Here is a 15,495-nt window from a genome sequence, read left to right on the forward strand (position 1 = left end):
CAGGCACCAAGAACCTTGGATTCTTTGCCGCGATTCGCAAAAGAGCAGAAAAAAACGGCAGACCCCCAGTATAACGGGTTCTCTTTTGAGGTGCAAATTAGGAAAAGACAATGTAAATCGTATAGGACTTAGTATATAATTTCTCAATTAAAAATAGCAGTACTCAACTACGTATTTTTATATTAAGCGAGAATCCCTTGAGAAATATTGATCTTAATAGAATTAGTAGGTAAACAACCCAATCCAGTGTATTAACCAACAAAATAATTGGGGGAGTATATTTGAAAATTTCAATATTTTTATCTGTAATTTTTATTCTTTCATTTCTCTTATTATTTTGGTTTATTCATCATGAAAACAAAAAAGAGGAAAATAAAGACAGTTCACTAACTGTAATAGTCGTTGCCATTTTATTTTCAGTGATTATCACATTCGTCTTTGCATTTTTTCTTTTTCTTATAATGGGTTCCACAAGTATTATTGATACAATATTTTCATTAAATATAAATACCAATCAACTAATTGTTATTGGCATTTCTTTTCTTATTTATTGGCTTACAATTGATAATATTTTTGAAAAGTTCTTCAAATACCTATTGGGCGAAAATATCTATGCCATTCTATCTTTAGCATTGTCAAGGGTAGCATCCTTCTACATAATTGGAATAATAATTAAATTAAATGAAGTCATAAATATGACCATTTCTATAGGTGTATCTTTCATCTTGTTAGCGATTGAAGTGCTATATTTTTTTAAAAATAATAAGTCAAAAATCGCTAATACAAAAGAGTGACTATGAGTTGTAGGTAATTTTTATGATTCTATCTTAGCGGTTGTGAATGTACCCTATTTACGATGCGGTTCACAATTTTGTACCCATAAAGAGAACCCGTTAACCCCCGGTACGTTGCCTTTTTTTAATTGAAAACAACATTTTATTAAACCACGTTACGCCCCCATAAATTAATCAAAGTTCTAAAAAGTTAATCATGGCCTCTCAAATTAGGTTTTAACTAGTCGACACGGGGTATGTATTTTATAAACACATAAATGAATGTTAAATAACCCCTAAGGAGGAGTGATTTTCATGGACAAGCCGGTAACTGATCAAGAAATAGCAAACCATGTGTATAAAAACGGTGATGCCTTAACTAGTTTTGATGATTTTCGAGAATTCCTTAGTGGTAAAGTGAATTTAGGAAAAAAACTAGGAATGGATGAGGAGCAATTAGCCAATTCTGCCCAGAAAGTTGCCGCATATTTGGCGAAAAAGCAGTCACCTAAAAATTCTGAGGAACATCTATTACAGGAGCTTTGGAAAGTGGGAACCGAGGAAGAGCAGCACAAGCTGGCACATATGCTGGTACGATTGGTCCAGGATTAACCAAAAAGTTTGTTTAACTAGACAGTTATTACAAGAAACCAATCCTTCTCTTAAGAATGGGTTGGTTTCTTGTTATTGTTATAACATTAAAATTTAGGCAGTTACGCCAAGTATGCCTCGCGAACTTCATCATTGGTGATCAGCTCATGTCCGTTCCCTTTGAGTTTAATTTCCCCCGTTTGGATAACATAGCCACGATCGGCGATTTGTAAGGCTTGGTAGGCGTTTTGTTCAACGAGCAGGATTGTGATGCCTTCGTCGTTCAATTCCTTGATGATTTCAAAAATTTGTTCGACAATGATGGGTGCAAGCCCCATGGAAGGCTCGTCTAACATCAGTAAATCTGGTTTCATCATCAGGGCTCTCCCGATCGCGAGCATTTGCTGCTCCCCGCCACTCATCGTGCCCCCCTTTTGCTCCAGCCGACCCTTAAGCTTGGGGAAATAGTGAAAGACTTGTTGCATTCTTTCCTCAATCACCTGTTTACTTTTTACCGAGAAGGCTCCCATCAATAAGTTTTCTTTGACCGTTAGTCTTGGAAAAATCCTTCTGCCTTCGGGAACATGGGCTATCCCTAGCAGTGTTGTTTCATGAGCCGGTTTATTAGAAATATCGGTTCCATTATAAAAAATAGTTCCTGCTTTTACTTTTGTCAGTCCACTGATAGATTTTAATGTGGTTGATTTGCCAGCACCATTACTGCCAATTAGTGTGACAATTTCTCCTTTTTCAACGGCAACGTCAATTCCTTTTAACGCTTGAATACCGCCATAAAAGGTTTCAACATTGTTTAATTGAAGCATTGATTTTCCCCCTATCCCGCATGAACCGCCCCAGATCCTAGATATGCCTCAATCACTTTTGGATTATTTCGGATGTCTTCAGGCTTTCCTTCTGCAATTTTTTCACCATGATCGAGTACGAAGATTTGTTCAGAAATTTCCATGACCAGCTTCATGTCATGTTCAATAAGAAGGACGGTTAAATTAAATTCATCTCTCATCTTCTTAATCAGCTGGGTAAGCTCTTTGGTCTCCTTTGGATTCATGCCAGCTGCTGGCTCATCTAATAATAAAATCTTAGGGCTTGCAGCGATTGCTCTTGCGATTTCTAATCTTCTTTGGGCCCCGTAGCTTAAATTGCACGCTTTTTCATTTAGAAAGGAATCCAGTCCGACATATTCCAATAATTGATAGGCCTTTATTTCTGTAGCAAGTTCTTCCTTCCGTGTGGTAGGAAGATTGAATAAAATCCCGAAGAGGCCCGCTTTTAAATGGGTGTGCATGCCCACCATCACATTTTCAAGTACCGTCATTTCATTAAATAACCGGATATTTTGAAAGGTTCTAGAGATTCCTCTTTGACAAACTACATGTGGCTTTAATCCATTTAATTTTTCATTTTCAAGCAAAATAATCCCTGAAGTAGGCTGATAAACACCGGTAATCATATTAAAAAAAGTGGTTTTTCCAGCCCCGTTTGGTCCAATAACGGCTGTGATCGAGTTTTTCTCTACTGTCATCGATACATCCTGATTTGCCGTCAGACCGCCAAATTTTTTCGATAAATTCTGTACCTCTAAAATGGACATACTCTACACCTCCTGAGCCTTCTCGATAGGTGATTGTTCTGGAATGGTTTCACCGGCAGCCCCCTTGCTTCCCTTTTGTAATGCTTTTTCATTATATTTCCGATTCCTAGCCGGCAGGAGCCCTTGGGGTCGGTATAATGCAAACAAGATGAGGAGCAATCCGAAAATCATCCTTTGCATCTTTGAAGGAGACAGTGCATCCGGAATGGAAATCGCTCCTGACGTACTTAGTTGATTCAACCAATTGGTTACCTCCGTTAATACTTGAAGGTTTAGAATCGTCATAACGGCTGCACCAAGGATGACACCCGGAACACTGCCCATTCCGCCCAAGATGACCATGACTAGGATCGTAATCGACTCGAGCAACGTAAAACTTGTCGGATCAACAAAGGCTTGTTTTGCAGCAAAGACCACGCCCATCATACCGGAGAAGGAGGCGCCAATTGCAAAAGCCATTAATTTTGTTTTCACTAAAGGGACACCCATTGCCTGTGCAGCTATTTCATTTTCCCTAACCGCTTTCCACGAACGGCCTATTTTTGAATGTTCAAAACGAAGGACCGTAAAAATCGTAAATATCAGGATGACCAGCACAACGTAATAGAATTGACTTGGGTAAATAAAGTCCATTCCAAACAGGCGCGGCGGTGTCACAGAAGAGAGTCCCATGGCCCCGTTTGTGATGTTAAGCGGGCGGTCCAGATTATTAAAGATAATTCGAATAATCTCACCAAAGCCTAGTGTAACAATCGCCAAATAATCTCCTTTCACCCGCAGTACCGGTATTCCCAGTAATACTCCGAACAAGGCTGCTACAAAGCAACCGAGTAAAATAAAAATCCAAAAACTTTCTCCTGAAAGTGGAAAATGCCCAAATGGCATAAAATTATTTGCTTGCGCTGTCGCAAAAATTCCATAGGTGTAGGCCCCGACGGCAAAAAACGCGATAAATCCCAAATCAAGAAGCCCGGCCATCCCGACGACAATATTCAATCCCAGCGCCATCGAAATATAGATTCCAACAAGTGTAGCTACTTCCATATAGGATTGATAGCCATCGCCATTACTTGCTGTAAAGGGAAGTAAAAAGACGAGCACCACTCCAGCAATTAACCATTTGGTGAGATTCTTGAAGCTCGTAAAATATAATAGTAAAAGGGATGCTAATAGAAGCAGGAAGGCAGTTACTGATTTTTGTGCTAAAAATAAACTTAGCGATGTGACTCCAATGTAAATAAGAAGAAAAATTCCTTGGGCAAGCTTGTTTTGTTTATATTTTTTCCAAAGTGCCTTCATTCTTCTCACCTACACTTTCTCGGTTACCGGTTTGCCAAATAAGCCCTCCGGTTTAAAAAGTAATACAAGAATTAAGATGATAAACGCAAAAACATCTTTATATTCGGCACCAAATATTCCGTGAGATAACAGCGTTAAATTGGCTGACGCAAACATTTCTAATAAGCCAAGCAGTAATCCTCCGAACATGGCTCCACGAATGTTACCAATCCCGCCTAAAACCGCTGCCGTAAATGCTTTTAAACCTAGAATAAAACCAATATAAGGGTCAATGGTTCCATATTGGACAGCAAAAAGCACCCCTGTTGCTCCGCCCAGGGCGGAACCAATAAAGAAAGTTATTGAGATTACCTTATTCACATTAATGGTCATTAATGAGGCGGTTTCACGATCTTGCGCAACAGCTCTCATTGCCATTCCCCACTTGGTTCGATTAACAAAGAGATCAAGCCCAATCATCATGATCACCGCCGTAACAAGAACAATCACAAAAGATGTTTTAATCGTTGCATCATTAAAAATGGAGCTCACTGATGAGGCTTTAATGGAAAGCTGGTGGGTAAATAAACTTGGGCCCGTCACAATGTAATTCCCTTTTTTTAATTCGGCAATGAATCGAACAATATCCTGTAATAAGAATGAAATACCAATGGCCGTAATCAGCGGGATTAACCGAGGTGCATTTCGCAATGGCCGGTAGGCCACCCGTTCGATTCCCATTCCCAAGAAACCTGTTAAGACAGCAGTAATTAAGAGGACCGCGATCAGCATCACAATCGCCGGTAGGGAGGAGACCCAGCCTATTCCCGTTAATACGAGTAAAATGGCGGTCCCTATAAATGCACCTGACATGAAAATTTCTCCATGTGCAAAGTTGATTAATTCCAAAATCCCGTAAACCATGGTGTACCCAATGGCAATAACGGCATACACCGCTCCCAAGGTAAGACCATCGATCAAGACCTGTGGGATTGTGTGGAGTACCTCGTTAAACAAAGGCTTTCCCTCCTTGTCCAAATTTTTCATAGAAGAAAAGGGCATTCTCACTCACAAAAATGAGTTATACCCTTTTCAATCTTGTTTATTTACTAACTTCGCCAACTAATTCAGCTGGATATTTCGCTTCCTTAAAACTATAAATAAACACTTTCGCAAAATTATTGTCGCCGATGTCGTCAAAGCTGACTTTTGTCAAAACACCTTGATAATCCTTCACACCACGAACGGCATCCCTTACTTGCGCGCGAGCCGGCATTTTGTTGTCATTCGCTTTAATGGCATCCTCAATACCCTTTAATACGACGCCCATCGTATCATAGCCGTAGACCGAATAGGATTCCGTATCTTTGTTAAATTTCGCTTTGTAGCTCTCTTTAAACTTCTTACCTTCTTCTGATTTCGTTGAATCCCCGGCGAGTGAAGTAATATAAGTATCTTTGATTGCATCGCCGGCTATTTCAACCAGGGTAGAAGCATCTAAACCATCCCCGCCAAGGAATGGAACCTTGATCCCCTTTTCACGGGCTTGTTTAATAATTAGACCGCCCTCCGCGTAGATTCCTCCGAAATAGACTAAATCAGGCTTTTTGGAAACGACTTGGTTCAGAACCCCATTAAAGTCTTTTTCTCCAACGGTAATTCCTTCAAAGCCGAGAATCTCAGCACCTTTTTCTTCTGCCGATTTCTTGAAAGCTTCCGCAAGCCCTGTTCCATAGGCAGTTTTGTCCTGGATGATAAAGATTTTCTTGGCTTTTAATGTATTAACGGCAAATTCAGCACCGGCAGGACCTTGGAAGTCATCACGAGCGACGATACGGTTGACAGTTTTTAATCCTCTCGATGTGACTTCTACCGCAGAGTTAGCCGGTGAAACCATTGGAATCGCATATTTTTCATAAACCTCTGATGACGGAATCGCTACTCCAGAGTTAAAGTGTCCGACCACTGCCAAAATGGATTTATCCGCCCCGATTATTTGCGCATTGGCCACCCCTTTTTTCGGATCTCCCTGATCATCATAAGGGACTAGCCGCAAATCAAAGCCTAATTCTTTAAACTTTTTCTTTTCCTCATCTAATTTCATTTGTGCACCCAGTTTTATAGCTTCGCCAATGGTTGCACTTCCACCTGAAAGCGGGGTTTGCGTAGCAATCTTAATAACTTTTGCACTGCTTTTTCCATCATCCCCGGACTTTGAGCCGCAGCCCGCTAAAAAAATACTTGCGGCCAGGCCCCCCGTTAACAATAACGCTAATGATTTTTTCAATCTCATATTGACCCTCCCCCTTTTTATTAAAATGCTCGTCCCCTTTATGTATATTTAACCGAAGTAAAAAATAGGACATTTTATTCATTCCAATATTAGGAAATACAGTGAGCGGAGCGAACCGATGTTGACTTATCGTAGGGCGGAGAGCGAAGGTTAGTAGCCGCTAGGACGCTGGAGCTGGACAATTCTCAAAGTCAAAATTTATACTTTCCTATCTGTTTAAAAAAAAGAACAGGATTTCCCTAAGGAACCCTGTTCTTATTTCTATCTAACTTTTTCCACTGTTTCTCTTTTAGTAACAAGCGACTAAATCACAAATCCATCTTGGTTGTCAGGCACCAATTATTAAAATATTTTATTTTCTAATATCCTCAATAAAAGCTTCTACCATTTCCTCTTTTGTTGCCCAAGATGTCACTAGCCGAATGGCGGAGTGTTCCGAATCGACCTTTTCCCAAATATGGAAGGCATACTTGCTTTCCAGTTCGGTAATCAGGGCATTCGGTAAAACCGGAAAGATTTGGTTTGAAGGAGACGGAGTTAAAAATTTAATATTTGCTTGGTTTAGTCCATCTATTAGCATTTCTGCCATCTTATTCGCATGCATAGCTAAATCAAAAAACAGATTGTCCCGAAACAATTCAAGAAACTGTATACCTAATAATCTCCCTTTTGCAAGCATGGCCCCTTTTTGCTTTAGATGATAGCGAAAATCCTCCTTAAGAGAATCACGGCAAATAACTAATGCTTCCCCGATAAGTGCGCCATTCTTCGTTCCACCAATATAGAAGGCATCCACAAGTACCGGTAGATCGCTTAATTGCAGGTCATTTTCTTTGGAACACAATGCTGAACCCAGTCTTGCACCATCCATGTACAATAGAAGATTGTTCTCACGGCAAAAGTCACTTAACTGCTTTAGTTCGCTCCTTTTATAAATAGAACCTATTTCAGTCGAATTAGATATGTATACCAACTTCGGTTTCACCATATGCTCATCTATATGAGCGTCGAGTACTGCTTTCACGCCCGATGGAGTAAGTTTCCCGTCTTCTGCTTCTATCGAAAGTATCTTATGACCTGTCGCTTCAATTGCCCCAGTCTCATGCCCAAGAATATGCCCCGTACTAACTGCTATTGCCGCCTCATGAGGTCTTAAGAAAGCGGAAAGAGCAGTAAGATTCGTTTGTGTCCCACCTGATAAAAAGTGAATATCTACGTCAGTCCGTCCCATTCTTTCCTTTATCAGTTCCATCGCTTTTTGGCTAAATCGATCTTCCCCATACCCTTCCTCTTGCACAAGGTTTGACTCTACTAAAGCATTCAATATTCTAGGATGTGCACCTTCACTGTAATCGTTCTTAAAACTGTACATTTTGTTGCCTCCGTCTTCGTTATTTTTGGCTGTTAGCCAGCGTCTCTCCTTGTTCCGTTTCATTTGGCTTTACCTCCGTGGAGAACCCCCATGTCTTGCCGTTATCGTTTGAAAGAAACTTGCCTTTTACTTTTCCACCTTTATAATCGCCATTGGGTCCTTGATTAATAAGGACGGCTAAATGGTCTTTTTCCTTAAAAGGCAATTCAGCCGTGACAAAAATTTTATGGTATTGATCAGGAATATTAATAGTGGCCTTCATCCAAGAATTCCCTTCATCTTGCGTCACATAAAGGTCAGGTTCTTCAGGATTAATAAATCCATAGGATAAAAAACCTGTTTGTTCATCGACAAATCCTCCGTCTTTCACTAAATTTGTCACATTCGAAGGATTCGTTTCACGCCAAGACTTGCCGCCATCATGGGTGAGATAGACATTGGACATTTCCTGTGAAACTGTTCGATCACCGGAAAGTAAACAGTAGCCAAAATTATCATTTAAAAAATTCACTTTTCGGAATCGGAGCGATGGATAATGTTCCGCGATAACCGCATCCCGCCAAAGCTTCCCTTGATCAAGTGTGTACGTTAAGTATATCTTATTATCGGACCCGTCAGGACCGTCGGAGTATAAAAAAGCAGTCCGATTTTTTAAAAGGATATAGCTATTTTCAATGGGCTCTTGTTTATTCCCGCTATACTCGCCTTCAAATAATTGATCTTTTATAATTGGAACGGGAAGCCAACTATTTCCTTTATCAAAGGTTATTTTGAGTTCATCGTTTTGAAGAGAGTAATCAACGGTGTGTTCAGCATACAAGGGTTGTTCCTTTTGATTCGTTTGAGGTTCTGAATCTTTGGTTACTTTATTTTCCTTTTGTGGTGCCAGCACTAATGAATATTGATAAAATACTAAAGCGATGATTAAGGAAATCATCATTACACCGCTTATTCCATAAAAAATCTTTTTCACTTTTAATGCTCCTTATTAATTGCTAAAAAATATAAAAACCCCATATCTATTTTAACAATAAATACGGGGAATTTGATAATTTGAAATTGGTTTTTAGTGAGGTATTCTTTTGGAGTGATTTAATTATTTTTTAACTTGTAAATTTCTCTGGAGTGTTCGGAAATCATTTGGTCATAATACTCAAGATCATTTTTCGTGGCCATATTAGTTTTGATTTCTTTAACATCATCTATGACAGTGTCTACTTTGTTTTCAAGGCGGTCTAGTCTTTCGTTCGTTTCGGAAATCTTTACATTCGTGGCTGCTACTGTTTCGATTAAATGGTTTATCATTTTTCCATGAATTTTTAGTTCCTGATCCATGCTGTTTACCTTTTGATCCAGCGAGCTTACCTTTTGATCAATGGCGCTTATCTTTTGATCCAGCGAGCTTACCTTTTGATCCAGGTTATCAAGTTTGTCCAATATCAACTTTAGTGTCTCTTCCATTATCTTCACCTCCTTCATTTATGATTATAGCAGATTAATGTAAATATTTGTCGATAGGTAGTAAATAATCTATCGAAAAAGAAAAAAAGTGCCTTATCCCGATAATTAGAAGGGATAGGCACCCTGAATCAATTCTACATCCCTTCCTGTGGATTTGAAATCGAACCCATGAATAATATCATGTCTGTTTTATTGTCTGTAATCGAAATGAAAAATGGTCGATTTACTTCCATATGGAATGGGCCATCGAGAGGTGCCGACTCTTTAACCATCTCTATCGAAGTTGCCGCAGCCGCCTCTGTACCTTCTTCATTCACATCAATAAATGATTTTTGTTTCACTTTACTAATCCATATTGGATCCGTTTCTTTAATCATTTTCGTAAACTCTGCCCCTTCAGAAAATGCAGTTTTCATTCCAATCCTCTTTAATGTGTCATTCAACAATACTTCGTATTCCAATTGAAATTTTGGCAGCATGATTGTTCCCTTTTCTTCATGGAATTCTGAGTTCCATGTCTTCCAGTTATCATATGTGAGCATTTTTTTGAGTTCTACCAAACTCGAGTTTACCATTGGAAGGAATACGTTCATGCTCATTTCCCCATTGCCGTAAGGGAGAGAAACAGCCTGGAAGTTTTCATTTTCCAAATAAGCTAATTTTTCGTTAAGGGACATTACCGGTACCTCTTTTGTGGTTCCGTTATCTAAATAAAAAGGGCGTTTCTCTGTTAGCTTTTTATCAAATTCATACTTCCAATTTCCTTTAAAATAAACCGCATTTATAAGAATTGCCACTAAAGAGGAATCTAAAGGCGTATCTACTATTTTTTCAATTTTATCATTCGTCGATTGTTTTACCCAGTTATTGATCATTTTAGGGGACTGACTGTCGTTTATTTCAATTTCCTGAATTTTAGCATTAAAATAATCTTTGTTTTTTTGAGCAAACTCGGTCTGAAAATGATAGTCTTTGTTTAACCAAATCGAATTCGCGACATTCAACTGAATTTCTTTTGAGTCACGATTCAGTATTGACATTAAGGATACATTTGCTTTATTCAGCTCATTTACATCCATTCCTTCATTCTGCAAAACCTTTGCTATTTCTGTTTTCGTCACCCCGTCTGCTCCGTTAGATAGCATCGACAATGCCATGAATAAACTCATAGGGGAAATGAAAATGTTGCCATGTCTGTCCGCCTCTACTCCCGACAACAATTCCAATCCCAATTTATTATTTAAGGGAATGATCTTTTTATAATCGTTTTTGCCAAAGTCTACATCGCTAGAAATCTGCAAATTTCCTGAGTTATTTCCCGTCCCACATGCCGTTACCAATAGGAATAAACTTACTAGTAAAAGCGGGGCCACTACTTTCTTCAAATCCATCACCGCCCTTTCTATATAAGACTATTAAAGTTAGGAAAGGTTTCAGCAAGAAATGCCGAAAAACATCGATTGATTAGCGGATCAATCGACGTCCTAAAAAATTCCCGATAAGAAAAATTGGAATCAAAAATACGCTGAGGGGAAGACTTTCGAGAAGTAAATGTCCATCTATGAGAGCCGACTCAAACAAGCGGTAATAGGTTAGAAGAGAATAGGGAATGACGATAAATAACGCGGTTATCACACCAGGTGTATAACCTTGGAAGATACTGGTCTGGGCTATATGGGAAAACGCCTGTAGAAAAAATACATTTAATGCAGCAGTAAAAAGAAGAAAGTTTTCTCCGATTGGAAGAAAGTATGCGGTCATAAATGTGATAAATGTTAAAATAAGTAAAATCCATGCAGCGACGATAGAAAGCTGGGAAGATTTCTTACCCAATGTTTTTTTTATGGTTAACGTAAGTTTAGCAAGGAAAGTCTTTGGGACTATGGTTTTGTACTTGGTCATAAAACTCTCAACTGTTATGATTTCTTCTAAGTCATGGAACATAAAAATGATTGGAAACAACCAAATAACTGTTTCAATGGAGAATAATTCATGTAATACCACTTGATCTTGTCCCCTCCTTTAACTAGGGATAATTGGATATTTCCACAAGGCAATCGATGGGTTTTACCGCCTTGTTATTAATCATATTTGTCCATGAAAAAACTATGACAAAGACTGGGGCCATAAATTCTTTTAGATATGGTTATGTTAGAGGCAGCTGTTGTTTTTAAACCTTTACTGCCCTTTTATATATGCCCGATTGGATACCCTTTAACGATTTTCTAACGGAACGGGCTCCAAAAAGCCCGATTGGATACCCTTTTCACGATTTTTCTGACGGAACGGGCTCCAATAAGTCCGTTTGGATACCCTTTTTCCAATTTTTCTGACGGAACGGGCTCCAATAAGCCCGATTGGATACCTTTTTCACAATTTTTCTGACGGAACGGGCTCCAATAAGCCCGATTGGATACCCTTTTCACGATTTTTCTGACGGCATGGGCTCCAATAAGCCTGATATCCTTAATTACTATTTCAAGAGAGTTTGAGATATTAATACAAGATATGTTTGTGGTGTATAATGGGATTAAGCTAAAATAATAAGGAAGGATGTGGCAGATAAACATCAAAAGATCATAACCTACAAGGAATATGCATCCTGGGGTGAAGAGGGACGAGAGGAATAATGATGAATCATCTGGTCTGGAGATACCGGCAAACAGTGTCCGTCATTGTTTGCCATAATGCATGATTTTTAAACCAAACATATAGAATCAAGGTGAGGTATCGATGCAGAGATATACTAATTTGGATAACGTGACAAGCAGCAAATCGTTTAAGGATATGAAGAAGTGGCAAAAAGAACGAAGAAAGAAAGTAAAGGATTTAACGGTAAATATCGAACAGTGTCCGGCTAAAAGAGTGAGCGAAATAACCGAAAACAGAAGCCGGACTTCTTATACGTGGATTGGCCATTCAAGCTTTTTGATTCAGCTGAATGGACTAAATATTTTAACAGACCCTGTGTGGGCGAAACGGATGGGCTTTGAAAGAAGACTTACGGAACCAGGCATCTCACTTGCTGCTCTGCCGGAAATTGACCTAGTCGTTATCTCCCATGGCCATTACGACCATTTGGACTTCCCTACTCTAAAAAAATTAAAAGGTGCTCCCCACTATCTGGTTCCAGTTGGTTTGAAGTCTCTTTTTACAAAAAAGGGCTATCAAAAAGTGACCGAAATGAGCTGGTGGGAAAGTACCGAACTTGAAGGAATAACTATTCATTTCGTCCCAGCCCAGCATTGGACGAGACGATCGCTGACAGATATTAATACATCCCATTGGGGCGGCTGGATTTTTCAATCTCAGCAAGAAACGCTTTATTTTGTGGGCGACACCGGCTATTTCAGCGGCTTTAAACAAATAGCGGAGCGATTTACGATTGATACGGTGTTTATGCCGATTGGTGCCTATGAGCCCGAATGGTTTATGGCAGATGCCCATATATCACCGGAAGATAGCGTGAAAGCGTTCATCGAATTAAAGGCAAACCATTTTGTGCCGATGCATTATGGTGCCTATCGTTTAGCAGACGACACTGGCCCGGAGGCATTAGAACGCTTGTACCAAGAATGGGAAAACCAGCAGCTCCCGAAGGAACAATTAAAGGTGCTTTTGCTTGGAGGAACCGTGATGTAGTATTCGATGTCCAATGTCCGCTATACCTATATATCTTTCCGCTCGAAATGAAAAAAGCTGCCGATATATCTCAGCAGCTTTAACTTATTTTCAATCCAGCTAATTATTTTTATAACGGAAAATAATTCCGAATATTTAAACAACTCTTTTTAGAAACTTTTCAATCGGTCACTCTTCGGACTACTAAAGAGTTCTGCTGGCGGACCTTGTTCTTCTATGACACCATCACACATATAAATAACCCTGTCTGCAACCTCTTTTGCAAACATCATCTCGTGCGTGACTACGAGCATAGTCAATCTTATCCTAGTTGAACCGTCTCTTTTTTAATCGTCAATTCTTGAAGCGTCTCCTCTTTCACGTCAATGCCCAATCCCGGTTTTCCACTTAAATGAACAAAAGGAATTCGATATTCCAAATTACCAATATCCTTACTAAATAATAATGGTCCAGTCAATTCGGTACTTATGATATTTTTTCTTGCTATCGCGGTATGATAGCCGGCTGCCGACCCGATAGAGGATTCGACCATCGATCCTACTTGGCAGGAGATGCCTGCATATTCCGCCATTTTAGCCATATGAATCGCTGGATAAATGCCGCCAGATTTCATTAATTTAATATTGATTTTGTCTGCCGCATTTTTCTTAATAATTTCATTAAGATCGGAACCATTGTGAACACTTTCATCCGCCATAATTGGGATAATCGTTTTCTTCCTTAGCTCCGCGAGCCCATCGATGTCTCCCATTTTAATCGGCTGCTCCAACCAGGATATACGGAGCGGTTCTAGTAATGGAAGAGCCCCAGCTGCGGTTGAGTAATCCTTCCAGCCTTGATTTACATCCACTCGAATCGGAACCTCAAAGCCAACTGCATTTCTAACCGCCTTCACTCGTTCCAAATCCATAAAAAGATCAAAGCCAACTTTCAGTTTTAAAGAGCTATAGCCAAGGGCAACCGCCTGTTTTGCTTTCTCGGCCATAATTTCAGGCTCCTCTATACTTAGCACTTTCGCAAAAGTGAGCGCGTCATGAAATTTACCGCCAATTAAATCGTAGATTGGCTTGTCCGTATTTTTCCCCATGAGATCAAAACAGGCGATATCAATCGCAGCTTTTGCAGCAGGGTTGGCATGGATGCGGCTTTCCATTATGTTGTGGATTCTTTCAATTGCAAATGGACTCTCTCCCATAATAGCTGGCAATAATTGGTGTTTTAATACTTCAATGGTGCTAAAAAAACTTTCACCCGTTACATGTTCATCTGGAACGGCCTCTCCATACCCTAGCAAGCCATCATCCGTTTCCAACTTCACAATAACGGAAGGCATATAGTTATATGTCTCATAGGAGATAATAAATGGTGTTTTTAATGGCAAGTGGATGCCAATGATGTCAGCTTTAATAATTTTCAAATTGATCTCCCTTTCTCCCCTAGCGACAATGTCGTTAGGATGTCGCCAATTAGGCGGCAAGTGAGCCATCCCTTGCCCGAAGCCAAAACACTCACTACTGAAGTCACGAGTGTTCTGGGCTATTTCATAAATAAAGTTGAACCTAACACACCAATAACAATCATTCTTACAACTCCTATGGTATTTATAAAATGTTTTTCCCTACCTAAACAGGAGTACCTGCAAATTTTTACAGATAGGCTGATGATGGACCTTTATAGCAGTTTTCTTGGATTCGTTCTTGATGGGTGTAAACATTAAATCCGTTTCCACGAATAAAACCAACCGCCGTAATTCCAAGGTCTTCTGCTAAATCTATTGCAAGATTGGTAGGAGCGGATTTTGATAGAATGATTCCCGAGCCAATCTTGGCTGCTTTAAGTAAAACTTCCGATGAAATTCGACCGCTAAAGGCAATAATTTTATCCTTTAGTGGAACTCGATGGATGATGCAATAGCCAAATAATTTATCGAGTGCATTATGCCGGCCAATATCGGTTCGAGATATTACAATTCCATCCCTCGTACATAATGCGGCATTATGGACACCGCCGGTTTGTTGAAAATGGGAAGAGCTTTCCTGCATCTCGTTCATTAACTCCCGGCATTGTTCTGGGGTAATCGTCAATTTCGTCATAACCGTTTTAGCCGTCTTCACATCATTGTGGAAGTAAAATTGCCGGCCTTTCCCGCAGCAGGAGCCAATAAATCTCTTCGAGTGAAAATCCTTTTGGATAGAATGTTTATTCACCAGATCTACATAAGCAAATCCCTTTTCTTCATCGATGTGGAGCACTTGGATATCTTGATAGATTCGAATCACGCCTTCGGAAGCTAGGAAGCCCACCACCAACTCTTTCAGGTCAGAAGGAGTACATACCATGGTGGCAAACTCGTTTCCATCTAAAATAATCGTTAATGCCGATTCAACTGCAATGTCGTCCTCTTCTTCAATAAAGGTTTGTCCATTATACCTGACAATGTTTTGAGAGGTTGTAATTTCTTTAATCACCTGCG

At 39.6% G+C, this 15,495-nt stretch carries 15 protein-coding genes and 1 pseudogene; 3 read left to right on the forward strand and 13 right to left on the reverse strand.

Annotation, left to right across the window (positions count from 1 at the left end; genetic code table 11):
• Positions 1-281 precede the first annotated feature (281 nt).
• Both BSO02S_RS06765 and BSO02S_RS06770 read left to right on the forward strand, forming a co-directional pair.
• Positions 282-794, forward strand: coding sequence for a hypothetical protein (locus tag BSO02S_RS06765; RefSeq protein WP_066064367.1), 513 nt, complete (start codon positions 282-284; stop codon positions 792-794).
• 294 nt (positions 795-1,088) lie between these two features.
• Positions 1,089-1,385 (forward strand): DUF3243 domain-containing protein, encoded by a 297-nt coding sequence (locus tag BSO02S_RS06770; protein WP_066064369.1) that lies wholly within the window; start codon positions 1,089-1,091, stop codon positions 1,383-1,385.
• A gap of 101 nt (positions 1,386-1,486) precedes the next feature.
• Here the strand turns inward: BSO02S_RS06770 and BSO02S_RS06775 are convergent, their stop codons facing one another.
• The 10 genes from BSO02S_RS06775 to BSO02S_RS06820 all read right to left on the reverse strand — a co-directional run bounded on the left by BSO02S_RS06775 (position 1,487) and on the right by BSO02S_RS06820 (position 11,384).
• Complete coding sequence (locus BSO02S_RS06775) at positions 1,487-2,188, reverse strand: ABC transporter ATP-binding protein (protein ID WP_066064372.1); 702 nt, start codon at positions 2,186-2,188, stop codon at positions 1,487-1,489.
• Positions 2,189-2,199: 11 nt separating this feature from the next.
• A complete protein-coding gene (locus BSO02S_RS06780) occupies positions 2,200-2,976 on the reverse strand; it encodes an ABC transporter ATP-binding protein (RefSeq protein ID WP_066064375.1) in 777 nt (258 codons plus the stop codon).
• A 3-nt stretch (positions 2,977-2,979) separates the two neighbouring features.
• Positions 2,980-4,275: a branched-chain amino acid ABC transporter permease gene (locus tag BSO02S_RS06785; RefSeq protein ID WP_066064378.1), complete on the reverse strand. Its 1,296-nt coding sequence runs from the start codon at positions 4,273-4,275 to the stop codon at positions 2,980-2,982.
• Between the two features lie 9 nt (positions 4,276-4,284).
• Positions 4,285-5,271, reverse strand: a complete 987-nt coding sequence (locus BSO02S_RS06790; protein WP_096190878.1) for a branched-chain amino acid ABC transporter permease — start codon at positions 5,269-5,271, stop codon at positions 4,285-4,287.
• Positions 5,272-5,356: 85 nt separating this feature from the next.
• Positions 5,357-6,547, reverse strand: a complete 1,191-nt coding sequence (locus BSO02S_RS06795; protein ID WP_066064384.1) for a branched-chain amino acid ABC transporter substrate-binding protein — start codon at positions 6,545-6,547, stop codon at positions 5,357-5,359.
• 352 nt (positions 6,548-6,899) lie between these two features.
• Entirely contained in the window at positions 6,900-7,919 is a 1,020-nt protein-coding gene (locus tag BSO02S_RS06800) for a threonine aldolase family protein (protein ID WP_066064813.1), read from the reverse strand.
• A gap of 19 nt (positions 7,920-7,938) precedes the next feature.
• Positions 7,939-8,892 carry a WD40/YVTN/BNR-like repeat-containing protein gene (locus BSO02S_RS06805; protein ID WP_066064387.1) on the reverse strand — a complete coding sequence of 318 codons (954 nt, stop codon included), beginning with the start codon at positions 8,890-8,892 and terminating at the stop codon, positions 7,939-7,941.
• A gap of 119 nt (positions 8,893-9,011) precedes the next feature.
• Complete coding sequence (locus BSO02S_RS06810; RefSeq protein WP_066064391.1) at positions 9,012-9,380, reverse strand: coiled-coil domain-containing protein; 369 nt, start codon at positions 9,378-9,380, stop codon at positions 9,012-9,014.
• A 134-nt stretch (positions 9,381-9,514) separates the two neighbouring features.
• Entirely contained in the window at positions 9,515-10,765 is a 1,251-nt protein-coding gene (locus BSO02S_RS06815) for a serpin family protein (protein WP_169802726.1), read from the reverse strand.
• A 79-nt stretch (positions 10,766-10,844) separates the two neighbouring features.
• Positions 10,845-11,384: an HXXEE domain-containing protein gene (locus BSO02S_RS06820; RefSeq protein WP_066064397.1), complete on the reverse strand. Its 540-nt coding sequence runs from the start codon at positions 11,382-11,384 to the stop codon at positions 10,845-10,847.
• A 729-nt stretch (positions 11,385-12,113) separates the two neighbouring features.
• Between BSO02S_RS06820 and BSO02S_RS06830 the strand changes: the two genes are divergently transcribed.
• Positions 12,114-13,022, forward strand: coding sequence for an MBL fold metallo-hydrolase (locus BSO02S_RS06830; RefSeq protein ID WP_066064404.1), 909 nt, complete (start codon positions 12,114-12,116; stop codon positions 13,020-13,022).
• Between the two features lie 149 nt (positions 13,023-13,171).
• On the opposite strand, the pseudogene glnQ reads toward BSO02S_RS06830, so the two are convergent.
• The 3 genes and pseudogenes from glnQ to fdhD all read right to left on the reverse strand — a co-directional run.
• Positions 13,172-13,330, reverse strand: a pseudogene (gene glnQ, locus BSO02S_RS27665) (glutamine ABC transporter ATP-binding protein GlnQ); the annotation flags it as partial.
• Positions 13,324-14,439 carry a mandelate racemase/muconate lactonizing enzyme family protein gene (locus tag BSO02S_RS06835; protein WP_066064407.1) on the reverse strand — a complete coding sequence of 372 codons (1,116 nt, stop codon included), beginning with the start codon at positions 14,437-14,439 and terminating at the stop codon, positions 13,324-13,326. The pseudogene glnQ and the gene BSO02S_RS06835, both read right to left, overlap by 7 nt.
• A 229-nt stretch (positions 14,440-14,668) precedes the next feature.
• Entirely contained in the window at positions 14,669-15,490 is an 822-nt protein-coding gene (gene fdhD, locus BSO02S_RS06840) for a formate dehydrogenase accessory sulfurtransferase FdhD (protein ID WP_066064409.1), read from the reverse strand.
• Between the last annotated feature and the right edge of the window lie 5 nt (positions 15,491-15,495).

The sequence above is a fragment of the Neobacillus soli NBRC 102451 genome, from assembly GCF_001591665.1.
In the GTDB taxonomy this organism is placed as follows: Bacteria; Bacillota; Bacilli; order Bacillales; family Cytobacillaceae; genus Neobacillus; species Neobacillus soli.